This is a genomic window from Paenibacillus methanolicus, from assembly GCF_008124765.1.
Taxonomy (GTDB): Bacteria; Bacillota; Bacilli; order Paenibacillales; family Paenibacillaceae; genus Paenibacillus_Z; species Paenibacillus_Z methanolicus.
In genome coordinates, this window is record NZ_VNHS01000002.1 from 749,122 (window position 1) to 773,780 (window position 24,659).

Consider the following 24,659-nt stretch of genomic DNA (forward strand, 5'->3'; position numbering starts at 1 on the left):
CGTTCTCGCTCCCCCTTCCCCCTCCGCAAAGAGGGCTACGCCCTTTTGACCCGACTTTATTGCTCCCTCCTCCCACCTCCTCCGCCGAGGAGGCTCCAAAGGGCTTTGCCCTCTGGACTCCCTAGTTCGTGCTGGCCTGTTTGTTCGCGGTTGGCGGATTGGCTTGTGTTGGGCACGCTTTTGTCCTGGCGGACAAAGCTTCAGTAGGTTTAAATCCTTCTTAGACATTCCATAACCTGAACCTGACAACATTGCTCTCCACCGAGGGGAACCAGAAGGTTAAGCATCTGTGCTAATCGGCGTGACTCGGTTCGCGACCGTGGTTGATGTGTCTTTTCGCGATGAGCCCGCGATGTCCTGATGGACAAAGCTTTTGTTCGAGCTTCCCTCGAAACGGTTTGCCTTGTGGTGGTGTCCTGTAAGAAGGTTGCTTGATGCGGCTCCGTGCTGACCTTCGCTTTCGTCCGCTCTCGCGGACAGGCTTAGCGTTTTTATCCAAACATGAATAGTTCCTTAGCACCTCGCCGTCTTTGATGGCGAGGCGTGTTTTTGTTCCGGAGAAAATACAAATTGTTTTATAAGCGCGAAACATATAAACGCTCGTGTTCAACGAAAAACAGCCCTTCCCAAAACGGAAGAGCTGCTTGAAAACGACGGTTAGCCGCGCCTTACGGATTAATTTTGACTTTCTTCACGATCGGTCTCGTGCCGGTCACGGTCACCTCGCCGCCTTGAACGTCCTGCTGCTCGTCGACCGTCAGTTCCTGCTCCAGATCGGACAACAATGCCTCGTCGGACGATTGTTCCCGCTTCTCTTGTTCGGACATGCCCAGTTCCCCCTTATGTATGGAATAGACAAATTATACCACGACTTTTGAACTAGATACGAGCGATTGATCGAAAAAAAGAACGAGTCGAATTATCGGCTTCCGTGAACTTGCCGCAGCCTGCCGGCTGCCGCTACCGCATACAAGACGGCCGCGGCCGCAAGCACGTACCACGTCCCTCCTTGATCAAGCGACTGCCGCGTCGTGCCGAGAAAGTCGAGCTCGGGCAGCTTGTTCAGCGGCCCGATATACCAAAGAAGCAAATACGCGACCTGAAACAGCTTCGGACTGCCCGACCAGATGCCGAGCGCCAAGGCCAGCCCGGGAATGAAAAGCGCGCCGGCCAGGAGCGCGAGTACGTTGTCCCAAGCGCCAATGATCGAAAAATGAACGAGCGCGCCGAAACCGCATAAATAGCTCACGATGATCCCCGCAAGCGACAGCGCCAGAAACTGGTTCCGAATCGGATGCGCCGCCGTGAAGATGAGCTGCTGCGTTCGGTGCTGCGCTTCGCCCGTGCCCATGCCGGACCAGATCAGCGCCGGCCAGACGAAGGTGAGCGGTACGATGATCTCCGCGACCGCCTCATGCGGCAGGCTGACGCCAAGCACGAGGAAGAGCAGCGCGATGCCATACCACCAGACCTGCAGCCCCTTCAGCATGAGCCGCAGCTCCATCGTCAACGTGCGAAAGAGCATCGTGCCGGAGGCTGTTCCCGCGTAAGGCGTGAGCTTGATCCGGACGCCGGCCTCTCCGGTCGTCTTCGCCGGAATCGCGAGCTCTTCGCGTTCGGCCGTCTTCCGCTTGGCCGACTTCTTGTTTCTGCCGCGGCTTCGTTTCGAGGCGTATTTGGCTTCGTCGAAACGATGGAAGAACAACGACGCGAGCGCGGCGATCCCGATGGCGGCCAGCAGCCAGACGTACCGTTCGGCGAACATGGCAACGGTCCAATCGACGCCCCGCCAATCATACGTGACCAGTTCGTTCTTGAGCGGCGTGAAGCCGAAAACGTGATCGTCCGAGCCGGCCTGTCCCGCTATCGCGTTCGCTTCCGCCGACATGTCGTTCAGCACCGGCGAGATGCCCATCATGTCGGCGATCGGCCGGGAGGCCGACGTCGACATGCGCAGCAGGCCGATCCACACCATGAAATAGACGAAGTTGCCGAGCCCCTTGCGCAGCAGCGGGACGGATTCGAACAAGATCGCAAGCGCCGCGACCAGCGCCATCGTCGGCACGGCCGCATAGAGGAACGGGAGCAGCAGCTCTAGGACGATGACGGACCGCACCTCCCCGCGAATGAGCTGCATGGCGAGGGCAGAGACGATCAAGACGCCGACGATGGCCAGCAAGAGGACGAAGCTGCTCCACATTTTGCCTACCGTATAGAGCAGTCTTGTCATCGGCGTGGCCGCCAGAATCTGGCCGACGCCGGTTCTCGTATCGCGCTCCACCGCATCCTTCACCAAATAGAAAGCCGGCAGGCTGAGCAGCATGGAGGCGAGAACGGCGACGGCGCTGCCGGTCCAAGCCGAGTTGTACAGTCCTCGCACGTCATGCAGCGAAAGGGATAAGTAACCATCCGAACCGGACGGGATGAACTTATAAACAATGAAGACGGAGACGAGAACGGTAATGAGAAAGCTATATCTGCGGGTTCGTTCAAGGAAGTCGGCTTTCATCATGTGGAACAAAATCCGGGAGCGGTTCATGCGCCGGCCACCTGCTTGCCTGCCGCGATGTAATACAAGTAGGCGTCTTCAAGGTTAGGGTCCGCGGGCGCGCTATCCGCCGCGGGCTGCCGATCGGAGATGACCCGGACCTTCACCCCTTCGCCGCTTTGCACGGTGCCGCTGATCACCAGCTCGCCACGCTTAGCCACCCACTGCTCGCTCGTCATCATCCACTCCCATACCTTGCCTTCGGCCTCGGCTAGAATGGCGCTCGGGGATGCCTGGATAATGGTGCGCCCTTGATTGACGATCGCGATATCCGTGGCGGTCGCTTCGATATCCGATACGATGTGGGTGGAGAGAATGATGATCCGATCGCTCGACAGCTCGGCCAGCAGGTTGCGGAAGCGGATGCGCTCCTCGGGATCCAATCCGACCGTCGGCTCGTCGACGATGAGCAGCTTCGGATCGCCGAGCAGCGCCTGCGCGATGCCGACCCGTTGGCGCATCCCGCCGGAGAAGCCGTGCAGCGGCTTGTTCCGCGCCTCGTAGAGGTTCGTCAGATGCAGCAGCTCTTCGATGCGCTTGCGGGCGACGCGCGAATCAAGCCCGCGCACCGCGGCCAAATAGTCCAGAAACTCCACCGCGTTCAAATTCGGATACACGCCGAAATCCTGCGGCAAATAACCGAGCACGGCACGCACCGCGTTCGGATTTTGCACGATATCGACGCCGTTCCACGTAATTTTGCCGGACGTCGGCTCCGTGATCGTGGACAAAATGCGCATGAGCGTCGATTTGCCTGCCCCGTTCGGGCCGAGCAAACCGAGAATGCCGGCGCGAACGTGCAGCGATAAATCGCGAAGTCCGTAAAAATCACCCTTATACTTCTTGCTTACATGCTCGATAATCAATTCCATGAAGCGCCCCCCGCATCTACACCCATTTATTGGAATATATGAATCTATCCATCTAATGATTGCATAGATTTGGCACGCTCTCAATAACCATTTTTGCTAACCGAAGCCAATTCTGGTTAACGCACTATCGATGCGCAAGATCTCTTGCCCCGCCGCCGGACGGATGATGATAGAATAAGAGAGATTCGATAACCCGATCCGAAGACGGAGGATAGCGCGTGGATAAAGAGAAGCAAACGTTCTGGCGTTCGTATTTGTCCGGGCTCCAACTGAGCGTAGCCGTAGCGGCCTACACGAAGGTGCCGCGCACCTGGCGGGACGACGATTACGTGCCTGACATTAATAAGTTATATTTCATCGAGGACGGAGAAGGTTACGTCGCGGTCGGCGAAGACCGCCGCTACCCGAAGCCCGGCAGCCTGTGCCTGCTCCCGGCCGAGCGGCGGCAGTCGTACGGCACGGTCGGCGAACATACCTTCAGCAAATATTGGTGCCACTTCACGGCCAAGCTCGGCGGCATGCATCTGTTCCACGCGCTCGAGGCGCCCGTCGTCATCCAGGTCGACGATCCGGCCCGGCTGAAGGCGCTGTTCGACCGGCTGCTCGCCGCGCACAAGAGTCCGGACTGGACGGCCGGCATGCTCGAGCAGGCTGCGCTGCTCGAAATCTTGGCCGCCTTCCTCGAGCAATCGCGCCCGGCGGCCGGCGCCTCGCCGGAAAGCGCGATCCAGAAGATGACGACCGTGCTGGCCTATATCGATGCGCATCTGGCCGATAACCTGACGGTCGAGGAGCTGGCGAGCCTGCTCCACTTTCACCCGAACTACTTCAGCCGCGTATTCAAGCGGACGACCGGCCTGTCGCCGATCCAATACGTGAACCGCAAGCGGATGGACAAGGCTCGGCACCAGCTTGCCTTCACCGGCATAAGCGTATCGAACATCGCGTTCTCGCTCGGCATGGAGCCGACGTACTTCTCCCGCATGTTCAAGGAGCATACGGGCCTTGCGCCGAGCGAATACCGGGAGAGCTTCGCCTAAGCTAAGCGGCGAAGCGCGAAGAAGGCCTCCCCCGTCACCCTCGCGGATGACAGGGGAGGCTCTTATGCGCTTACGGATAGAACGTGCTGGCCGGCGTCGTGCTCGCGCACCATCTGGACTTGAACAGCTCCGCGATGAGCAGGTCCTTCGCCTCGACCGTGCCGATATAGCGCAGCGCCTCGGAGGCATGGGCGCGCACGTAGCGGTTGTCGTCGGCCAGCGCCTCTGCCAGAGCCGGTACGGCCGCGCCGGCGCCCGTGCCGAGCTGCGCGAGCGACAATCCCGCGGTGAAGCGCGCCTGCGTGTCCGCGTCGGCCAGCGCGCTTGCTAGCGCCGCGACGACCGCGTCCTCCGGCGCGCCGATCATGCCAAGCGCCTCGATCGCCGTGCAGCGTACCGGCGCGGACGAATGCGCCTGCAGCGCGATTAGATCCGGCAGCGCCTCCTTGGCCGCGCCGCGCAGCTCGCCGAGCGCGAACGCCGCGTGCCGGACCGTCTCCTCGCGCCCGTCCTGCAACGCCTGCCGAAGCGCCGGCACCGCTTCTTCGCCCGCGACGGACAGACCGTAGGCGGCCAGCCTCGATACGGCGGCATCGTCGCCCGTCAAGGCACGCTCCAGCGCCTCCACGCCCGGCTTGCCGCAGCGCGCCAGCTCGTAAGCCGCGTTCAGCGCCGCGGGCTCGAACGCGTCGCCAAGTCCCCGTTCGAGCTCCTCGATGCGCGCCTCATCCGCCTCTCTCGTATTCGCCAAGCTGCCGATTTGCCCGTGCAGCCAGTTCCAGTTCTCTTCCCACATTGCTTCATGACGGGCGATCGGCACGCGCAGTCCGGCCGGCTCACGCCATGTCCGCTCCTCGCTTGCCCACGTCGGCGCCGCCGGCGCTTCCGTCCGCATGAACTCGAACTTCAGCATATACCGCGGATTGCCCAGCACATTCGGCGTCGAGCGGTGCCAGATGTCGTAATGGATGAGCGCGAACGTGCCCGCGCCGCCGCTGGCCACCTGCTCGTCTTCGGTGTCGTCGGCCGCGAACGTGCGCGTCTCGTAATTTTGCGTCCCCGGCATGACGCCCGTCGGTCCCAGCGCGACCGGCGTATCCTGCGGGAAATACATAATCATTGCCCACCATTGATGGTGATTGCGGATGCGCGAGTAGCCCCAGTAGCTGTCCTTATGCCACCCTCCGGCAACCGGCTGCGCATTATAATGCCCATGGCGGTGCGCATGCAGCATGTAGTTGCGGCCGAGCACGCTCGTCAGCGCGCCCGTGATGACGGGATGGTCGAACACTTGCTGGATTTCGCGGACGCGCGGCAGCAAGTTGTTGCCCGGGTTGCCTTCCTCCTTGTAGATGGCGTCCAGTTCCTCCGTCAGTTTCCGGTGGAATGCTTCCGGGAAATCGGTGCGCAGAATCAGAAATCCTTCCGCGATGAAGGTTCTCATTTGCTCGTCGTTCAACAATATCGGCGCTTGGCTCATGACGGCTGCCTCCCTATGGGTGAAGTGATGTCGCTTTCACCTTGATTATAGGTATAGCGCGGCCGCCAAGACATAAACGATCCTAAGCGATTGTTGCATAAAACAAACCCGTTGCGCCCGCAGCGGCACGTTCATCGTTATTGCTGCTTGCGAATACTGCGGTTCTTCAACTCTGAGCCGGTAATAACGAACTTCACGCTCGCCTCCACCTTCGCCTTGGCGAATAGGGCATTCCATTCCTTCCTGATCGGCTGGAATTCGCGATATCGATGGCGATAGAGATGTTCCCCGAACCCGAAGACGTCTACGCCGTATTGGCGCTGCACGCGGCCGATCATCTGCAGAGTTTGTTCCCGCATGTATTCGGACAATGCCTGTTCCAACGCCTGGAAGCCCTCTACCTTGTGGACGGGCAGATCGGCATCCAAACTGTTCAACTGCCCTTCCCCTTCGATTCGCAATCGAATGTACGGCAAGCCGTTCTTCATCGCGACGCGCACATGCGTATGCGCGCGATTAACCCGGACGGAAGCGTGCCCCTCATGGTTGGGAAGCGGGAAAGCCACCCCCGTCTGCTCCAGTTCGCCCCGGATCAGATTCAAGATCCGCGTCTCGTAAATCGACAGGTATCCGATCAATCGATCGTCCCGGAATACGGCCGCTCCCGCAATTTTAACGTTAGATTGGGGGATCGCCGACTGGAAGCTTCGTCCCTTGTCGTTCGCCTTGACATTGCCGATCACCGTGATCGCCCCGAGCGTCAGATCTCTCCCCTCGACCAGTATAGCCTGGGTATAGTCGAACAAGCGGCTGAGCGGGACGCCGCCCCATTCCTTGCGGAAATTCTCGACCTGGGATTGGATTTTCCAACTGGCGTAAATCCCGCCCGGCGATAGCACTTGAAGCATGTCCGAAGCGGGTACGTCTTTGGCGATTAAGAGCAGCACGTCCTCGCGGACGTACCGCGAGCGTTGAACAAGGTCGATGAACGCGTTGAGCCCTTTGCGCGCGGTCCGTTCATCGATCACGATGACCCTAACGTGAGAGGGCATCATGAGCCGTTCGACATTCTCGTTCAACCGCGATGCGGTATCGGCGATCGAATTCCCCTCTACCGTATAGAGCACGGTCGGCACGCCGGAGCCCTGCCCTTGGGATGGCATCGCCCCCGCCGCGTTCAACACCTCGAACGTAACGCGGTGACGGCCGTTCTTCCCCGGCTCCACGGCGACGCCGGTCAGCAGCGCCGACCGGTTCACCTCGGTCAAATCCCAGCAGCCGGACAGCAGCGCGCATGCGGCCGCGAGCGTCAGTCCCGTCCACAACCAGCGAACGCCTTTCATGGCGTCTTCCCGCCTAGCATTCGCGAGAGTGGAGACATATAAGGCACGCCGAACGTTTCCATCCGCGACAGATGGATCATGAGGACGGCGCAGCCGAGAATGACGCCGTACAAGCCGGTGAACGACGCGAGCAATATCAAGCCGTAACGGAAAATCCGGATATTCGAGCCGAACGTATACACCGGCGCGACATAACTCGAGATGACGGTCAGCGCGACGACGATGACGTTGATGTTGGATACGATGCCCGCCTGCACTGCCGCTTCGCCCAGCACGAGCGCGCCCGCGATCGAGATCGCCTGTCCCACGAGGCGCGGCATGCGGGTGCCTGCTTCCCTTAGAATCTCGAAGGCGGCCTCCATGAGCAGAATTTCGATTACCGCCGGGAACGGAATCCCTTCCCGCTGGGCCGCGATGCTCGTCAGCAGAATCGTCGGAATAAGCTCCTGATGATAGCTCGTGATGGCGACGTACAGCGAAGGGACGACCAGCGACAACAAGAACGCGACATAACGAAGCAGCCTGGCGAACAAGCCGACCAGAAACCATTGATAGTGATCTTCCGGCGATTGGAAGAAATCGCGGAAGATCGCGGGCACAATCAGCACGAACGGACTGCCGCCCACGATAACGGCGATGCGCTTATCCAGCAGGCAGGAGCAGACCGAATCCGGCCGTTCGCTGTTGTAGACGGTCGGGAACAGCCAATAACCGCGCGGGCGGAACAGCGACTCCAGACTCCCCGAATCAAACAGGCTCACCATTCTGCAAGATCGCACCTGCTCCCTGACCTGCCGCAGCACCTCTTCGTCCGCTTCTTCTTCGATGTAAGCCAGATAGACCTCGGTTCTCGTCTTCTCACCAATTTCGTACCGTTCGAACCGAAGCTTGTCCGTCACGATGCGCCTTCGAATCAAGCTCATGTTCGTCGCGGCCGATTCCGTGAAGCCTTCCTTCGGCCCCCGGATGACGTTCTGCGACGTCGGCTCTTCCACGGAGCGGGTAACAAGCTCCTTCACGTCGACGAGCAGGCAATCGCGCGCCCCTTCCGCGAACAGCGCGGCATACCCCCGGCCGAGCTTCATGGGAAGGACGTGCAATTGGTCGGACAGCTCGCTGCTTAATCCGCTTAAGCAGCGCTCCCGCACTTCCTTCAGCAGCGCGGTCGCATCCTCGCCCGCCAGATCGTCGCTCGCTTGCGCGAGCGGCTGAATCACGTAATTCATCATGAACGACGCGCTCGTCAACGTCGTGAAGTAGCATAGCAGGCCTTCCTTGCCGCAGAAGCGGAGCGATACGAGCGCCAGATCGTCCGTATCGCCGAACGTCATCCGCAGCGCTGCCCGCACGGCCTCAAGCGTCAGCCCGCCCCCGTCTTGTCCGATTGGGCTCCAACCGGTCGTGTAGTCGCCTTGGTTCATGTTCTCTCTCTCCTTTGCGATAGCGGATCCGCAGCAGCATGAGCGTCGCCGCCGGGATCACGAGCTGAGCCGGGATATGAAGCCAATAGATGACGTACTTCAAGCCTTCTTCGAAATGCTCGGCATTATTATGCGTGACCAGAATCGAGAAGGCGCCGACGAGCAGCGCCGAAGAGAACGCGAAGCGGCGATGGCGACCGAACGTCCGGCTCGCCCCGATGGTGGCGGCATGCACGAATACGGCGCATTTGACGAGGACGCCGAGGATGATAAGGAGCGCGACGAGCGCATCCAGCCGGGTGATGAAATTGAAAATGCTAATCATCCTCGCCGCGTCCAGCAGCGGAAAAATCGAAAAAACGATGTTCTCCATCCCTAGCACGCTCGTCTGCAGCAGGTCGGAGAAGGTCAACAGCAGACAGGCGCTGATCATCGCCAGCCAGCCGGTCCGCCGGAATGTCCGCGCCGTGCCGAAGCTGGAGCAGAAGACGAGGAAAACGACCAGTTCCCCGTAAGGGAACCATATCGAGCTTTTCAGCGGGACTACGAGCACCTTCGCCAGCCCTTCAGACAGAAACGGCAGCAGCCGTTCGGTATCGACGGAGCCGCTGAACACGAGGAGAAGCGCCAATGCGAAGAAGAAGAAGCCGACAAGCGCCGCGATCAGAACGGATAATCGGCCCGTTGCCGCGATCCCTCCGGATGCGGCATAGGCGATAACCAGCACGAACATGAATATCAACACCGACGGCGGCGTGGCACGAAGGATGGAGGTCATGACAAGCTCGATCATATCGCGGACGTTGCGCGAAGCGATATAAAGAAAATAGACAATATAGCATAATGTCCACATTCGCCCGATCGTCCGTCCCCACGCCTTGTCCAGCATGTCGAATAGGTTTCCCCCGTTCCCGGCCGCGGCCAGTCCCACGAAGAGAAGGAAGAGCGCTCCCGCGGGAACAACCGCGATCAGCTCGACGAGCCAGGCGTCCGGCGCAAGCCGCGGCGGTCCGAAAATAATGGACGTCCCGAGCAAAAAAACGAGCAATAACGTATATCCATGAACCACGTTCATTCTCGAAGCGTCCGCCACCTTCAGATCACTTCCTTTCTTCCCGTATCCGCAGGGCTCGCAGGCGTCGCAGAACGGCTGCCCCCGCATCCCCCCAGCCCGCAAGCAGGAGAGCCGCGCCGATCATGACGAAAGCGGGTACGTGCGTATAATCGAACAACAAATGCCAACATGCCTTGTAAAAGCTCTCCCCGTACACCAGCATATCCAGCCCGGCCAGCAGGATTAATCCCATCGAAGCGATGGTCCAAACGCCAAGCGCCGTCATCTCCATGCTCCTCTCGAACGCGTCTATACATGGTAAATTGCGCTTGTCCGGCCTTAATTATGTACGCCGCCCGAGCGCGGCGGGATTTTCTCCCCCGAGGCGAACGCCCTCGACAACCGGAGCGGCCGTACATAAGATAACGGGACACCTATTCATGCGAGTACAACAGTCGACCAATCGGCACCGAGAAGGTGGCGTGAAGGCACTACTGATTGAACTACCTCCATAAGCAAATGTTGATGGGAAGGAGAACGCCCGTGGCACGTACAATGAACCGCAAGCCGGCCGCCAAGCGCCTAATCGCCGCCGCAGCCAAGCGCAAACGAGTAGTATCAGGACGTTCGAGATTCGGCCCCGGACGCAAAGCGGTCTCGAAACGATCCAAACGAGGCGCCGGATCCCTGAAAGGTTTAAAGGCAGCGACGCGGAAGCGGCGCCAAGCGCGATTCGCGATCTCCGCGCTGCCGGTGCCCGCCTTGAGCTTGCCAGAAGTTTCGCGTTATGTCCCTGCCCCTCCGAACGAACGCCAGCTGTCCGGCGCGAAGCTGTCCATCCTGTATCTCGTGCACGGCTTCTTCCCCGAGTCCTACACCGGCACGGAGAAATTCGTGCTGAATATGGCCAAGGAGATGCAGCGGCGGGGCCACCGCGTCAAGGTCGCCGCTTACAGCCGACTCGTGCCGGAGGAAGCGCCGCTCGCGTTCGGCGACGTGCTGGGCCATGAATACGAATTCGAAGGCATCCCGGTGCTGGCTTATCGTCACCGCGGGCAGGATCCCGCGCAGGCAGCCGGCTTCGGGGATCATTCGCTGCTGGCGCTCGCGGAAAGCATGCTCATCCGCGAGCAGCCGAACCTGCTGCACGTCGGACATGCGATGCGCGGCATGGAATTCGTGCAAGCGGCGCGTAACTTAGGCATCCCTTACGTCATGACGTTAACCGATTTCTGGTTCGCCTGCCCCCGGTCGAACCTGCTTCGGGTCGACAAGCAGCTGTGCGCCGGACCCGAGGGAGGGGTAGCCTGCATGACACACTGCCAGATCCCGTACGCCGCAGACCGATTGAACGCCCAGATGCCGCTGCTTCTCGGCGCAAGCCGGATCGTAGCGCCTTCGGTCTTCCTCGCCTCCTTCGTCAAGCAAGCGTTGCCCGCTCTGCCGATCGAGGTGCTGCCGCACGGCATCCGTCAGGAGACGGTCGTTCCCAATGCGAAGCGTTACGGGAAAAGCAGTCCGATCACGCTGATCTACGGCGGATCGCTGAACGAGCATAAAGGGGTGCACGTACTCATCGCCGCCTTGGCGAAGGTTCCCTCGCGCCGGCTTCGCCTGCATATTTACGGGTCCGGCGAACCCGTCTACGAAGCCGCGATTCGCCGAGCCGCCGCCCGCGATTCGCGTATTTCGTTCCTCGGCCCCTATGCCGAGGGCGACATCCCCCGCCTTTATCAAGAGGCCGATATGGCCGCCGTTCCGTCGGTCTGGTACGAGAATTACCCGCTTGCGCTGCACGAGGCGCTCGCCGCCCATGTGCCGGTGCTGACGTCGAATATCGGCGGCATGGCGGAGAAAATCGTCGACGGGCTGAACGGCTACACGTTCCGGGCCGGGGACGCGCGGCATCTCGCCGAGCGCATCCGCATGGTCGCGCGCGATCCGGCGCTGCTGAACGGCTTGAAGGACAACATACGCGCCATGCCGCTTCCGGACGTCGGCGCGGAAGCGGACGCGTATGAATCGATATACTATGCGCATGCGAGATCATGACGAAAGCCCTCGGCCAGTCGCGATGACGCGAGTCTGGCCGAGGGCTTTGTCAGGTGAACCGTTAGTAGGGTGAAGCGGCGATAGCTTCTTAAGACAAGCGTTGCTCGCGGCGGTTCGCGGCCGCTACGCTCGTCTGACCGCCGGCGGACTCGCAATCACGTCGACGAGCAGCTCGGGGAATTGTTCCCTTAGCATGGCGGCCACGGTTGCCATGCCCGCCTCCTCGCTTTTTTGGTGGCCGGTGACGAGCAGCGCCTTGGCGAACCCCATATCGACCGCGTCCCGCACGTATTCGTTCGTCTCCCATTCGTTCGTCTCGCCCGCGATCAGCAGATCGATGCCGCCTTGGCGAAGGACGTCCATCTGCGTCCGTCCGCCCGGCGCGCCGGGAAGGAACCCGATCCGGCTGACGGCCATGGCGGGATCGCCGGCCAGCAGCAGGCTGTCGATGCCGAGCCGCTGCTTCAGATGGGCCGCGACGGCGCCGACCGTCTCCGCTTCGTCCGACGGCAGCGTCAGCAGGTGCAGATGTTCGGCATCGGCGTACGCGTCCCAGCCCAGCTCCAGCAGCATGCCGCTGAGGATGCCGTCAGGCTCGTACTCGTGAATGTAATCGTGCAGCCGGAAGATCGCGATGCCCGTCGACTCGATCAGCTCGCGTTTCTTCTCGTAGACCGGGTCTCCCTCGAGCCAGTTCGTCTCGTCCAGATGGTTGTAGAACGTCGGCTCGTGCGCGATGATCAGATCGGCGCCCGTGTCGATCGCCTGCTTAATGATCGCGTACGTCGCGGTCATCGCCACCGCGACTTTGCGCACCGGCTTGCCCGGGCTGCCGCTCTTCAGCGTGTCGACCGTCTGCTCCAGCGGTCCGACCGGCGCGACGAGACGGTCGATAATCGTTTGAACGGTGATGCTCAATGGATGGTGCCTCCTTCATGAGACGAGATTAGGAATGTCAAATCCTAGCATAGCATGAAGTTCGGCGGCTTAGCGCCTGCCATGCCGGAGGAACCGCAAAAAAACCGGCTCATAAACGAGCCGGTTAGTAATCTGGCGTGTTGTCAAGTCCGCCTGATGCGCTCTCCTGTACATTCCGTTTTCTTCTGATGAAACCGACCACCAGCAGCAGCAGTGGAATGACGAAGCCGCAAGTTAAGGCATATACCGTCCATACGTAGCGGTCGAATGAAATGAAATATCCCGAGTCTGGGACGACAATAATGGATATCGCAAAGAGAACGACCCCCATTGCAAATACAAAAGGACGATACTCGCCGAGATGAAAGGTTTGAGAGAAGGACTGGATCGTCATATAAAAACAAAGAAGCAGCTTGCAAAAAATCGTAACGAACCAAATGGCTGCTATGATCGCCTCGACTCTCTGAATGAAATCACCGATTTTAATCGTTTTTGCCATTTCGTAGCTAGCATACAGATTGCTTGCGGTCATCTCCGTTCCAAGGACCGTTATACATAGGATTGTAATAATAAGCAAGACGAATCCGCCAAGAAACGTACCGTTCAGGAAAGCCTTCCCGCCATCCCTTGCATTCTCAATCTTCGAGAAAATCATGAGAAACAAGATAAACTCTAGATAGGGGAAGCTGATGTAGGAATAAGCGGCATTTACAATTGGCTTTGCTCCGCTCCGCAGAATAGGCTGTATTTGCTTCAAATCAACGTCCGGCATAAGCAATAGCGCGAATAGGATAAACAATAAAAAGATGAAAGGATAAAAAATATCCATTGTTCTCGCAATATTAGACAAGCCGTAGCGGACGCCGATTAATACGATAAGGAGATAAACCAGATGGATGGCATAGATTGGCGTTTCCGGGAACAAGGATGCCGTCAGGAAATCACCCAGATTTCGCATGACGAGCGTAGTCAAGACAAAAGAATACACAAACAACAGGAAAGCGCAGAACAGGCCGAGCCATTTTCCGAGCAGCACAAAGCAGATTTCCACGAGCGTTTTTCCCGGAACGAGACGGACCAGGGCGAGATAGAGCCCGACCAGCCCTAATCCTGCCACCGTACCGACGATCGCTGCGAACCAAGCATCATTCGCCGCATCAGAAGCAAGCATATTCGAGACAAGGATAACCGAGGTGCCTATCGTATACAGGAACACCATTTTCTTGAACTGTGCGGCACTGATTCGTTCCTGTTCCATTCCTTCACTCCCCTCGTATCGCTCTGCCGACCGGTTCGAAAATCATTCGCAGCGGCTCCAGCGGGCTCGGGATTGCAACCCCTGCCGCAATACACAATAGAATAGAGATGCCTGCGGTCAATAGGAAGAGAAAAGCTGCCCACGCCCGCCGGGAACGCCGAACGAATAACGCAGGAACTTCAAATGCGAAGATCATTGCGCCAGCTGCGAGCACAGCAGTTACACCCCACATGCTTCACCCCCCCTTCATCCGTTCTTCTATTGACTTGGTCGTCTTATACATCTGCCTGACATTTACATTCGGTTGAATGTTGACCTCTATCGTCGGGAACACCTCATACCAGTCTTTTTCGTGTTTTTTCCAGTATTCGGGGTATTTTCGTCTAAACAGTTGTCCAAATCCAAAAATATCGGAATTGTAATGCTGCTGGATTTTACGGACGGTAGCCTTAATATAGCTGCTGATTTGGGCGTTTGATGCTTCTTTCAGTTTAGATAACGTAGCAGGGGTTGTCAGATCAATCGGACACTGGGCATCCGTCACTACTCCGTCGGCTTTTACGACGATCTGTACAAGCGGCCTGTCATTCTTAATTGAAGCGGTCATCTTAGATTTGGTGCGGAGCAACTCAACGCTGATTACACGACTGCTATTCGGACATGGCAGCAGCAAGACGGTGCTCTTAATATTTCCCTGCGTGAAATTGTAGCCGATGCTTTCTTTATCATTCAGCCAGCCGATCAGCTTATCTTGCTTAAATACGGCAAGTCCTCCGGCGTATGCCAAGCGGGCGCCCGGGAAAATTTTGCCTACATTGCCGATGTCGTTTCCTTTTTCGATGGAACCTTTAACTGTAACACCGGTCAGGACGGCTTCTTTGCCTTTGCTGATGACGTTGGAAGTAAACGCCCGGAATTCGACTGCGGATGTCTCCCCCCATACAGCGGCAGATACCTCGAGCGAATTTTTCAGCTTGGTTGCAGGGGCTTTCTCCAGCGGCGTAAGTATTTTTAATACATCGCGTGCTTTGATTTTGCGGGCAACGACTACAAGGAAATCGTTCCGGTACTCATGATCTCTGGAGATGTGGTCAAGCACCTGCGCTACCCCTTCTTTGGCGAAACTCTCCCCAAGCACGAGCATCTGCAACTGGCCCACATAGATTTTTTTAGTGCTCTTGGTCGTCATCCTTCTTGCGGCCTCTTGAAAACTCAAGCCTGGCTGCTCAAATAAATTAACCGTAGCGTAGCTGCTGCCAAGCTGCGCGATTGCTCCTGCGTTCAGTATTTGGTCGGATAGAAGAATTCCCTTTTCTTTTTTATCCACTCCGATCGCAACCGATACGGCCAGCTCATTCAGTTCGCGACGGTTCCAGCATCCCGATAACAGCGAGCACCAGATTACGAGCAGCATGAAAACGTAGGTAGGTTTCAATTTGTGCTCCTTTCTTTGTTCGGCTCGGCGTTACTATCTGTCTTTTGCATGAGCCGCCACGGGGCACGCAGGAACGTATCTCTTTGTTTGGCCTTATTAACGGGGGCAAGCGGCGACATATAAGGAACCCCGAAAGACTGCAAATGGCACATATGTTGGATCGTCGCGATTACCCCCGCCACAATGCCGAATAAGCCAAAGCCGGCTGCCAGTCCCATGATCCCGAATCGTAGAATCCGGACCGAAATCGCCATATTGTAAGCTGGCATGGTGAAGCTGGCAATCGCGGTAATGGATACGACAATGACCATGGCCGCGGACACGATCCCTGCCTCTACGGCAGCCTGACCAATGACAAGCGCCCCGACGATAGAGATCGATTGGCCGACTGCTCGAGGGAGCCGTATACCCGCCTCACGCAGCAGCTCGAAGGTCAACTCCATCATCAATGCTTCAATGAAGGCGGGGAAAGGGATGCCTTCGCGCTGAGAAGTCAAACTGATCAGCAATTGCGGCGGGAGCATATCGTGGTGGAAGGTCGTAATCGCGATATACAAGGATGGACCCAGAAGAGCGATTATAAATCCGAAATAACGAAGACAACGGATGAGCGTCGAAATGTCGAAGCGCTGGTAATAGTCCTCGGCAGCCTGAAAGAAATGAGTAAACAGAGCCGGCACCAGCAGCACGAACGGGGTACCGTCCACGACAATAGCAACACGGCCTTCCAGGAGCCCGGCGGCGATGACATCGGGTCGTTCACTGTTGTATACGGTAGGAAACACAGTAACGTGTTGATCCTGGATCAGTTCCTCGATATATCCGCTCTCCAGAATCCCGTCGATCTCGATTCGCTGTAATCGTGCACGAACCTCATCAATGATTTTCTTGGAGGCGATGCCGTGCATGTACAGCATCGACACCTCCGTCCTTGTGACCTGTCCAATCCGATATTGCTCCGACCAAAGATTGGCATTGACAATTCTGCGGCGTACCAAGGCGATATTCGTCGTCAAGCTTTCCGTAAATCCATCCCTTGGTCCGCGAATGACGGTTTGCGAGCTCGGCTCCTCGATACTTCTTTTATCCCCGCCTTTCGAATTGATCAGCAAGCCGCGGTCGCAATGATCGCACAGAAGAACGGTATTTCCCGATAATAGGCCGGTTAGCAAGGAGTCGAAATCATCGGTCTCATGCATCCCGCCAATCGGCAACAAATGCTGCTTGAAAATATCAAGTTTCCGTTCCTCCTGCTGGATCCAGTTCGGAAGCAAGGGGCTCAAAATGAACTGACTAACGATTTGATCGTCAACAAGCCCGGCCACAAACAGCAGGGCGGCATGGATGCTTTGTTTCTCCCCGAGGCTCCACTCTCGAATGACAAGATCCGAGCTATTGTTGAACGCGGTCCGGAACAGTTCCAGGTTATCTTGGAGTGAGGAATGCAGCGGCTTCGAATGCTCATCCGCTTGGATCTGAGACGTTGGTTGATTTTTCCGTCGGAATGGATGAAACAGCATAAGTTCGCCCCTAAGTAAAAGGTATTTCGGTCTTTAGTAATATTCCCAATATGTAAAGATTTATGAAGAAGACCATGTGACACCGCTGGCGCATTCGAAGGATTCCCGCCTACGCTGAAGGCCAAAAAACCGCCAAGCACGCGTTAAGCGGAGCCAGGCGGTTCATATGTTTCTTCATACGTCTGACAAGGTCTTGGCGACCGAACGACCGGTCAGTGAGATCGAGAACGTCAAGCTGCCGTCCTGGAAATAGGAGTACACCGAATCGAGTAAACCGCAGGTTTGCTCGATTCGGTGTAAGGATCTATCGCTGGATCTCGCAAGCGATTAGTACTTATTTCACGTCAAGCACGATGGCATTGGCCGTCGCCCACGTGCCGACCGGCGTTACGTCGTACGTCATGCCGGCTGCCAGCTTGCCGCCGTTCTGGATATCGAAGATGCCGATCTCGCCTTTGCGCGTCTGCACGCGGTATTGCGCCGTCAGTACCGAGCCGTCCTTGCCCTTCAGCTGCACGGAGCGGTAAGCGAACAGCTCGTCGCCCGGATCGGCCGTCAGCGAGACGCTGATCGACGCGCCGTCGATGTTGGCCGCGGAAGCGATCGCGAGCGGGGCGATCTGTTGAGCGGTGAACGTCTTGTTCGCCAGCTCGAACCAATCGGAAGTTACCGTATAGGTTACGCCCGGCTGAAGCGACGTGCCTGCCGGCAGACGGAATTTCGGCTCCTGCTTGCCGTCGGTCGATTGCGTGAAGCCGACGTAGTTGACCGTGATCGGCGCGCCGTTCTCCGGCGTGAGCACCGCTTGGCGGGTCGCCAAAGAAGAGATGATTTGGAGCGGCTTGCCTTGGAACGTGTTGTCCGCTTCGAGCACGATGGCATTGGCGCCGCGGCCGCCGGCATAAGCGGAGATCACGTAACCGTAGTCGATGACGCCGTCCTCGCGCAGGGAGCTGACTTCGAACGTATCGTTCGTCACTTGGCGGACATCCTTGAGCTTGATCGTTTCCTCGCCGCCGGTCACGTTGAATGTTTGTTTGCCTTTATACGTAAGCGAGAAGCTCTCGCCTGGTTTCATCGTTTGGACGGGCACGATATAGGTCGCGACCGATCCGGTCTTCAATCGCGGCTGGTTCACGAGCTTCAGGCCGTTACTGAAAATAAAGTTCGCCTGAGCCGCGGCCGTCGCTTCGTCCGCCAGCGTCATCGGCTGGTCGAATACGACTTCGAGCGTGATTTTGTTCAACGCTTTGACCGAGACGATCGATGCAAGCTCGCTGCGAACCGCTTGCTGCGCTTGAAGAAGCAGCTGTGCCGCTTCGCCGCGCGTCATGTTAGTTTGGCCGATGCGCAGAGCGTCCATCCAATATTGCGCCGATTTGACGTCGCGCTGCAGCGCTTTGGCGATCATCGGGGCGATGTCGGCGGCCGCGAGCGGTTTGTTCGGCTGGAATTGCGCGTCTTGCGCCAGCAATCCGCCGGCGAGCGCGGCGCTCACGTAAACGTCGTACCATTTGGCATTCGGCAGCTCCGATGCGACTTCCACGTTCAAGCCCAGCGCCAGGACGGCCATCTTGATGAATTCCGCGTTCGTCAGGTGCCGCTCCGCGTGCAGCTTTCCGTCGCCCCCGCCTTGCAGGACGCCTTGCTCCGCCAGTTTCGCCATCGCCTGCTCGACGCTTACCGACGTCGCGTTGCTCGCGCTTGCCGCCGATAACGGCGCCTGGAACGGCAGCAACGCGCCTCCTCCGATCATCATGGCAATCGCGATCATGGCTGCTTGCTGGTTACGCTTCTTCATCTATTCATCTTCCTCTCGGCTCTGATTTAGTGGTGTTTCCCTTGACTACTTCATCATAAGGGACGACCCTAAACCCGCTTCAAAGGAGATCTAAACAATTTATAAACAAGTCCGAAACATCGCGTGAACGAGTCAAGCCGATAGCCCGCTACACCGTGAACCGGTAGCCCGCCCCCCATACCGTCCCGATAAACTGCGGGTTGGACGGGTCGGCTTCGATCTTCTCCCTTATGCGCGAAATATGCACGGTGACCGTGGCGATCTCGCCATTGGACGCAAGGCCCCAGATCCGCTCGAACAGCTCTTCTTTGCTGAACACCCGGTTCGGATGCTCGGCCAGGAACAGCAGCACCTCGAACTCCTTCGCGGTCAGCGGCACCTCGCGCTCGCGCACGAAGACGCGGTACGCCGCCTTGTGGATCGCGAGTTCCCTCACCTGGATCACCTCGGACTCGGCCGGCTTCGCTTCCGATCCCCGGTCCCGGGCCGATAATCGCTCGTACCGGGCCAAATGGGCCTTCGCCCGCGCCACCAATTCGCTCGGACTGAACGGCTTGGTGACGAAATCGTCGGCGCCGAGCCCGAACCCTCTTATCTTGTCCACTTCCTCGTTCTTGGCCGACACGATGAGCACGGGAATGTCCAGCTTCTCCCGCACCTGCTTGCAAATCTCGAAGCCGCTCGCGCCCGGCAGCTGCAAATCGAGGATGAGCAGATCGAAGCCGCCGGCAAGCGCCTGCTTCAGCCCCTCGCCGCCGTCGTGGCAAATCTCCGCTTCTATATCGTGCAGACCGAAGTAGTCCTTCTGCAGCTCCGCGATATACGGATCGTCTTCAATAATCAGTATGCGTTTCATCTGTTCGTATCACCGGCGTTTCTGTAAGATTGGCAGCGTAAAATAAATCGCGGTTCCTTGGCCCTCTTCGCTGCGGGCCGTGATCGTCCCGCCGTGTCCTTCGACGATCTGCTTGGCGATCGCCAGGCCCAGCCCGCTCCCGCCGCCTGACCCCGGCGTGCGAGAGTCGTCCGCCCGGTAGAACCGGTCGAACACGAACGGCAGCGCCTCCGCCTGGATGCCCGGTCCGTTGTCCGCGATCATGACGGCCACCTGATTATGAGGGTCGTCCGCGCGGATGCCGACGGTTATCTGCTTCGGCTCGCTCACCATGAACTTGATGCTGTTGCCGAGCAGGTTCCGGACGACGCGCTTCAGCTTCTCCCGGTCGGCCCGCACGAAGACGGGCTTCTCCGGCATCGACTCCCATTCGACCGCGATGCCCGCCCGTTCGAAGTCGATCGCATGCTCGTCGACGAATCCGCGCACCAGCGCCGCGGCATCCGTTTCCTCGAACGTGAACGGTTCCTTGTTCAGGTCCAGCTTCGAGTAATAGAACAGCTCTTCCACCATGCGCTCCATGTCGGAAGCGCGGGTATGGATCGCGCGCGCGTATTGGTCCAGCTTCTCCGGCGTCCGCGCCACGCCGTCCCGGATGCCCTCCGCGTACCCTTTGATCGTCGTGATCGGCGTGCGCAGGTCATGCGAGATATTCGAGAGCAGCCCCTTGCGGTTCTCCTCGTATTGCAGCTGCAATCGGATCGATTCCTGCAGCCGCCGCCGCATCTCGTCGAAGCTTGCGATGAGCTGCCCGACCTCGTCCTTGGACGTCGCCCGCAGTTCTTCGGTCAGATCGCCTTCCTTGATCCGTTCCGCGGAGTTGCGCAGTCCTTCGAGCGGCAGGACGATTTTGCGCGTGACGTACCGGTACAGCACGATGCCGGTCAGCAGCACGATGAGCGCGAACAAGCCGACGAGGACGGGCAGCATCTGTCGCACCAGCTCCGCGAACGGGCTTCGTTCCCGAATGACGAAGATGCTCCCCTTCTCCTTCTGCGCCGCGTTGAAATAGAAATCGAATTTGGCATAGGCGAAAAAGCGGCTGCCGACGTTCATCGTCTCGCGGATCCGATAATTCCCCATCTCGTAAGCGGGCAACGCGCCGGCGAAATCAGTCTCCTTCATGTTCGGCGTCGCATAGAGCAGCTCGTCGTCCTTGCGGACGAGTAGTCCGGCCTGCACCATTTTGAGCTGGGCATCGTAATCCTTCAGCAGCGCCGGCTCCATCAGCTTGACGGGATCATGCTTGGCCAAATATTTGAGATCGAGAAAGATGTTCTCCTCTTCCTCGGATAACGGATGAAGCGAATAATGAATCGTATAAAAGCTTCGCACGCTCCGGTAATCGCCCGTCGCCGCGACGGACAACAGGTATGCCGCCAGCATGAACAGCGTCACCGAGACGATGACGACCGAAGTCAACGAGAATAGCAGCCGAAACCGAATCGACACGCGGACATCCTCCTTCTTTTCGTTTGCTTAAGCGAGATAAGGTCCCGTCAGTTTCCGTATTCCTCATACAGCTCCGCCCACGCTTCCTTGCGCTGCGGCGTCGCCCGGTCGTCCAGCAACGCCGCAGCTCGCCGAACCATTGGGACAGCTTCCCGTTATCCGTCAGCATTGCCCAGACGTCCTCCGTCTGATAATGGAACCGCCGCTCGAAACGAGCGGTATAGCCGCGCTCCGCTTGTTCGAAAATAGCCAACATATCCATATCCCTCCTATAATATCGTTAGGCCGATTGTCCGGCCTTAGCCTGAAACGCCTTAATCATGACGGGAATCCACTCCATTCTAGCATACGGACATAAAAAAAGACCAAGCGACGGCTCGCTTGATCTGTTGATCCTCCCGCGAAAATGGGGCTTCGCGCCGGCGCGGGATTTGAATGCCGCTAACGGAATGCCGCCGCCTTTTACAATTCCGCCAGTACCTTCTCCCGGTAAGCTTTCACTTCCGGCACGTCGGCCTGCTCGCCGTTCTTGTTGACGAACACCTGCCAATCATGCTGTTCCAGCACCGCCAGAAACCCCTTCACGATCTCGCCCGTCTTCGTGTCCGGATGCTCGGCGGCCGTTTTCTCGTAGCTCGCTTTCACCTCGTCCGCCAGCTTGAACGTCTCGAAGTCGTAGGCTGGCGTGTTGTTCAGCCCGTACAGGTACATCGACAGGTAATTGTGGTACAGCTGCTTCACTTGGGACGTCTCCGGCGCATCGGGATATTGTTTCGAATAAACCTCATAGGCGAGCGCGCGCTCGGCAAGCTGATCCCAGCTGATGACGAGCGCCGCGTCGCTGGCCGACTTCTCGTCCGATTCGAGCGCCAGCAGCCCGATATAGGCGGACAGCTCCGGCGAGAGCGCGCCTTCGTATTTCTTCAGCAAGCCGTAATCCACGATCGGGAAGATCGTCCCTTCCGTCGTCTCCAGCTTATACCCTTGCGCCCACACGTCCTTGATCGCCTGCTTAGCTTTCTCGTCCGTCACCTGATTCAACTTCTCCGGCGTGATCGGCCATTCGATCGCCGCCAGCTGTTCGTCGATCCGCTGATCGGCCAGCCGCTGCTGCGCCGGCTCCAAATCCTTGTCGTAGAACGCCAGCATGTCCCGCATGATCCGGTCCGCCGCGTCCTTGGGCAGCTTGGCCAGGTTGGCATTCAGAAATGCCAAGCGATCTGCCGCGTTCGCCGGCTTCGTCCGCAGCGCTTCATATTCGGAGACGATCCGATCGGTCTCGCCTTGATCGGCGCCATCGGGGTCGTTCGCGGCATCGCCTTCGTTCGTCGTCGCGCTGTCGGACGAGCCCGTCTGCCCGTTGCTTGCCGTACCGCCATCCGGCTGCGGATTAGATTCCTTCCCGCAGCCCGCTAGAAGCGCGCCGGCAAGCATGATCGCCATGAACGGCGCCGCGTAAGAACGCCATTGCGTTTGTCTTTCCACACGAACCCTCCTACATCCAACAAAGTAGCTATTTAGACGGATTATGAAGCGCTAAAGTTGCAATACCCTGGACGCGCCTTCCTTATGCATCGATAATATGCGTCTTCCGGATGGATTCGATACGCGTCTCGTACGCATGCAATATCAGACTTATTTGAACAGTCCTAACACCGCGTCCAGCGAATACTCGCCGGCGCCCGTCAGCGCCGCGCCGATCGCGACGGCGAGCAGGACAAGCGGGTATTCATAGCCATTGGCCGTCGACCACAGACCGTTGCGCCCGTGCACTTTGACGATCGCGCCGATCATCGTCAAGGCGATGAAAGCCGCGGCGACCGGCGTGAATAGCCCCGCCGCGAACAATGCCCCGCCGGCCAGCTCCAGTAATCCGGCGGCTATCGCCATGACGACGCCGGGTTTGATGCCGACCGACTCCATCCAACCGCCCGTTCCTTTCGGCCCATAGCCGCCGAACATGCCGAACAGTTTTTGCGCTCCATGCCCGACGAACAGTACCCCTACCACTACGCGAACGATCAATAATCCGAAATCCATCATTTGAATACAACTCCTCTTTAGTATTATTTTAATAATCTTTATTTAGAGATATTTGGCGTGAGTATTTAGTTATGATCGCCCTGCGCGAATTTTTCGGCGGCTAGTTTCAACGGCGTGACGTCTTTGCCGTGTTCATCCATGACGGACACGCTGCGCATCATCGTTTTCACCTGTCCTCGGATATAGCCCAAATATTCTTCGCGAAGGCTCGCTTGCTCGAGGCGCTCTTCTTCCGTCAATCCTCCGCCGTTCTGCATGCGGCTCAATTCGTTAATACGATCCAAAACCGGGATTCTCATATCGGTCACCTCTCCATGAATGTTTAACTTAACTTATCTTAACTTAATAAGGCGCTACGGTCGTAACCGGCAGCAGATTCGCTTCAATCTCTTCTCTTTGCCCCTCGAACCATTCCGGCAGCATCAGCTTCTCGCCGAGCTTCTCCGGCTCTTCATCCCGCGCGAAGCCCGGAGGATCGGTCGCGATCTCGAACAGAATGCCGCCGTTCTCCCTGAAGTACAGCGCCTTGAAATAGTTGCGGTCCACGATCGGCGTCGCCTTGAACCCGTTCTCGATCGCGATGTTCCTCCACTGCTCGTGGTCCTGGTCGTCCCGGGCGCGCCATGCGATGTGGTGAACGGTGCCTGCGCCGCTTGCGCCCCACTCCATGTCGCGAAGCGGCACGTCGACGCGGTTGCCGAGTTCGGCCGTCGATTGGAATCTGGCGTAATTCGCGTCTTCGCCGACTTTGACGAAACCGAGCACTTGCTCCAGCGTCCGCATCGTCGAGGCGTGATCCACGCTGTAGAGCACCGCGCCGCCGAAGCCTTTGATCGCCATCGCCGCCGGAATTCCGCCCTTCGTCGACGCGGCCGCGGCGCCTTCCTGGCGCTCCACCAGTTCCAGTCTTAAGCCGTCCGGATCGGAGAACTGCAAGTACGTCTCGCCGAACCGTTCCGTATTCGTCGCGTTCACGCCCAGCAGCGCGAGCCGCTCTTCCCAGTAAGTCATCGCGCCTTGCGGAATGACGAACGTCGTGACGCCGACCTGCCCGCCCCCTACGCGCCCCTGCCGGGCATGCGGATACGGGAAGAACGTGATGATCGTGCCCGGCATGCCCGCTTGATCGCCGAAGTACAAGTGATACGTGTGCGGATTATCGAAGTTGATCGTCTTCTTAATGAGGCGAAGTCCGAGCACTCCCGAGTAGAAATCGACGTTCTCCTGCGGGTTTCTTGCAAAAGCCGTAATGTGGTGAATGCCTGCCGTCCGGTTCGTCATCCTAAATCGCTCCCTTGATATGGTTCGTTTTGGTTATTCATCTATCGCCTCGTCGTCGTGTCCGCTCGTCGTTGTCTTTGGCTTAATTATCTTGAATTAAAGATACTTTACTTTGAATCAATTGTCAACACCTTCTTTTCGCTTTTGCGTGCGTTACATTACCGCCCACCTAATAGCCGACGCCTGACTATCGTTTTCGGCTGATTTCTTTTTCTCGTTGCCCCCCTCCCGCTTTATGTCGATTGA

General features: G+C 58.1%; 21 protein-coding genes. 2 read left to right on the forward strand and 19 right to left on the reverse strand.

Annotated elements, in window-relative coordinates; translation table 11 throughout:
* Nucleotides 1–668: 668 nt before the first annotated feature.
* The 3 genes from BCM02_RS35185 to BCM02_RS08325 form a co-directional block, all read right to left on the reverse strand.
* Nucleotides 669–827, reverse strand: coding sequence for a hypothetical protein (locus tag BCM02_RS35185; RefSeq protein WP_187434075.1), 159 nt, complete (start codon nt 825–827; stop codon nt 669–671).
* A gap of 92 nt (nt 828–919) precedes the next feature.
* Nucleotides 920–2,539, reverse strand: coding sequence for an ABC-2 transporter permease (locus BCM02_RS08320; protein WP_148928579.1), 1,620 nt, complete (start codon nt 2,537–2,539; stop codon nt 920–922).
* Nucleotides 2,536–3,420 carry an ABC transporter ATP-binding protein gene (locus tag BCM02_RS08325; RefSeq protein WP_148928580.1) on the reverse strand — a complete coding sequence of 295 codons (885 nt, stop codon included), beginning with the start codon at nt 3,418–3,420 and terminating at the stop codon, nt 2,536–2,538. Before BCM02_RS08325 ends, BCM02_RS08320 begins: the two co-directional genes overlap by 4 nt.
* Nucleotides 3,421–3,638: 218 nt before the next feature.
* Here BCM02_RS08325 and BCM02_RS08330 point away from each other — a divergent pair, with 218 nt between their 5' ends.
* Entirely contained in the window at nt 3,639–4,460 is an 822-nt protein-coding gene (locus tag BCM02_RS08330; protein WP_148928581.1) for a helix-turn-helix domain-containing protein, read from the forward strand.
* A gap of 70 nt (nt 4,461–4,530) precedes the next feature.
* On the opposite strand, the gene BCM02_RS08335 is transcribed toward BCM02_RS08330, so the two are convergent.
* The 5 genes from BCM02_RS08335 to BCM02_RS35190 all read right to left on the reverse strand — a co-directional run bounded on the left by BCM02_RS08335 (nt 4,531) and on the right by BCM02_RS35190 (nt 10,044).
* Nucleotides 4,531–5,940, reverse strand: a complete 1,410-nt coding sequence (locus BCM02_RS08335) for a HEAT repeat domain-containing protein (protein ID WP_148928582.1) — start codon at nt 5,938–5,940, stop codon at nt 4,531–4,533.
* 137 nt (nt 5,941–6,077) lie between these two features.
* Nucleotides 6,078–7,283: a Ger(x)C family spore germination protein gene (locus BCM02_RS08340; protein WP_148928583.1), complete on the reverse strand. Its 1,206-nt coding sequence runs from the start codon at nt 7,281–7,283 to the stop codon at nt 6,078–6,080.
* Entirely contained in the window at nt 7,280–8,704 is a 1,425-nt protein-coding gene (locus tag BCM02_RS08345; protein WP_148928584.1) for a spore germination protein, read from the reverse strand. Before BCM02_RS08345 ends, BCM02_RS08340 begins: the two co-directional genes overlap by 4 nt.
* The gene (locus BCM02_RS08350) at nt 8,637–9,779 is read right to left on the reverse strand and encodes a GerAB/ArcD/ProY family transporter (protein WP_187434076.1); all 1,143 of its coding nucleotides are present in this window, start codon (nt 9,777–9,779) and stop codon (nt 8,637–8,639) included. The genes BCM02_RS08345 and BCM02_RS08350 overlap by 68 nt, the downstream gene beginning before the upstream one ends.
* A 25-nt stretch (nt 9,780–9,804) precedes the next feature.
* Complete coding sequence (locus tag BCM02_RS35190) at nt 9,805–10,044, reverse strand: hypothetical protein (protein ID WP_187434077.1); 240 nt, start codon at nt 10,042–10,044, stop codon at nt 9,805–9,807.
* A 257-nt stretch (nt 10,045–10,301) separates the two neighbouring features.
* Between BCM02_RS35190 and BCM02_RS08355 the strand changes: the two genes are divergently transcribed.
* Entirely contained in the window at nt 10,302–11,810 is a 1,509-nt protein-coding gene (locus BCM02_RS08355; RefSeq protein ID WP_187434078.1) for a glycosyltransferase family 4 protein, read from the forward strand.
* Nucleotides 11,811–11,933: 123 nt separating this feature from the next.
* Here BCM02_RS08355 and BCM02_RS08360 read toward each other — a convergent pair whose 3' ends face one another.
* The 11 genes from BCM02_RS08360 to BCM02_RS08410 all read right to left on the reverse strand — a co-directional run bounded on the left by BCM02_RS08360 (nt 11,934) and on the right by BCM02_RS08410 (nt 24,413).
* A complete protein-coding gene (locus BCM02_RS08360) occupies nt 11,934–12,728 on the reverse strand; it encodes a Nif3-like dinuclear metal center hexameric protein (RefSeq protein WP_148928587.1) in 795 nt (264 codons plus the stop codon).
* 124 nt (nt 12,729–12,852) lie between these two features.
* Complete coding sequence (locus BCM02_RS08365) at nt 12,853–13,986, reverse strand: GerAB/ArcD/ProY family transporter (protein ID WP_148928588.1); 1,134 nt, start codon at nt 13,984–13,986, stop codon at nt 12,853–12,855.
* Nucleotides 13,987–14,221: 235 nt separating this feature from the next.
* Nucleotides 14,222–15,421, reverse strand: a complete 1,200-nt coding sequence (locus BCM02_RS08370; RefSeq protein ID WP_148928589.1) for a Ger(x)C family spore germination protein — start codon at nt 15,419–15,421, stop codon at nt 14,222–14,224.
* Nucleotides 15,418–16,941 carry a spore germination protein gene (locus tag BCM02_RS08375; protein WP_148928590.1) on the reverse strand — a complete coding sequence of 508 codons (1,524 nt, stop codon included), beginning with the start codon at nt 16,939–16,941 and terminating at the stop codon, nt 15,418–15,420. Before BCM02_RS08375 ends, BCM02_RS08370 begins: the two co-directional genes overlap by 4 nt.
* 334 nt (nt 16,942–17,275) lie before the next feature.
* Complete coding sequence (locus tag BCM02_RS08380; protein ID WP_148928591.1) at nt 17,276–18,742, reverse strand: S-layer homology domain-containing protein; 1,467 nt, start codon at nt 18,740–18,742, stop codon at nt 17,276–17,278.
* A gap of 148 nt (nt 18,743–18,890) precedes the next feature.
* Complete coding sequence (locus BCM02_RS08385; RefSeq protein WP_148928592.1) at nt 18,891–19,598, reverse strand: response regulator transcription factor; 708 nt, start codon at nt 19,596–19,598, stop codon at nt 18,891–18,893.
* Nucleotides 19,599–19,607: 9 nt separating this feature from the next.
* On the reverse strand, nt 19,608–21,089 hold the full coding sequence (locus BCM02_RS08390) for a sensor histidine kinase (RefSeq protein WP_148928593.1): 1,482 nt from the start codon (nt 21,087–21,089) through the stop codon (nt 19,608–19,610).
* A gap of 462 nt (nt 21,090–21,551) precedes the next feature.
* Nucleotides 21,552–22,574 carry a hypothetical protein gene (locus BCM02_RS08395; RefSeq protein ID WP_148928594.1) on the reverse strand — a complete coding sequence of 341 codons (1,023 nt, stop codon included), beginning with the start codon at nt 22,572–22,574 and terminating at the stop codon, nt 21,552–21,554.
* 150 nt (nt 22,575–22,724) lie between these two features.
* Nucleotides 22,725–23,132: a DoxX family protein gene (locus tag BCM02_RS08400; RefSeq protein WP_148928595.1), complete on the reverse strand. Its 408-nt coding sequence runs from the start codon at nt 23,130–23,132 to the stop codon at nt 22,725–22,727.
* 65 nt (nt 23,133–23,197) lie between these two features.
* Nucleotides 23,198–23,431, reverse strand: coding sequence for a DUF896 domain-containing protein (locus BCM02_RS08405; protein ID WP_148928596.1), 234 nt, complete (start codon nt 23,429–23,431; stop codon nt 23,198–23,200).
* A 43-nt stretch (nt 23,432–23,474) separates the two neighbouring features.
* Complete coding sequence (locus BCM02_RS08410) at nt 23,475–24,413, reverse strand: ring-cleaving dioxygenase (RefSeq protein WP_148928597.1); 939 nt, start codon at nt 24,411–24,413, stop codon at nt 23,475–23,477.
* Nucleotides 24,414–24,659: the final 246 nt, after the last annotated feature.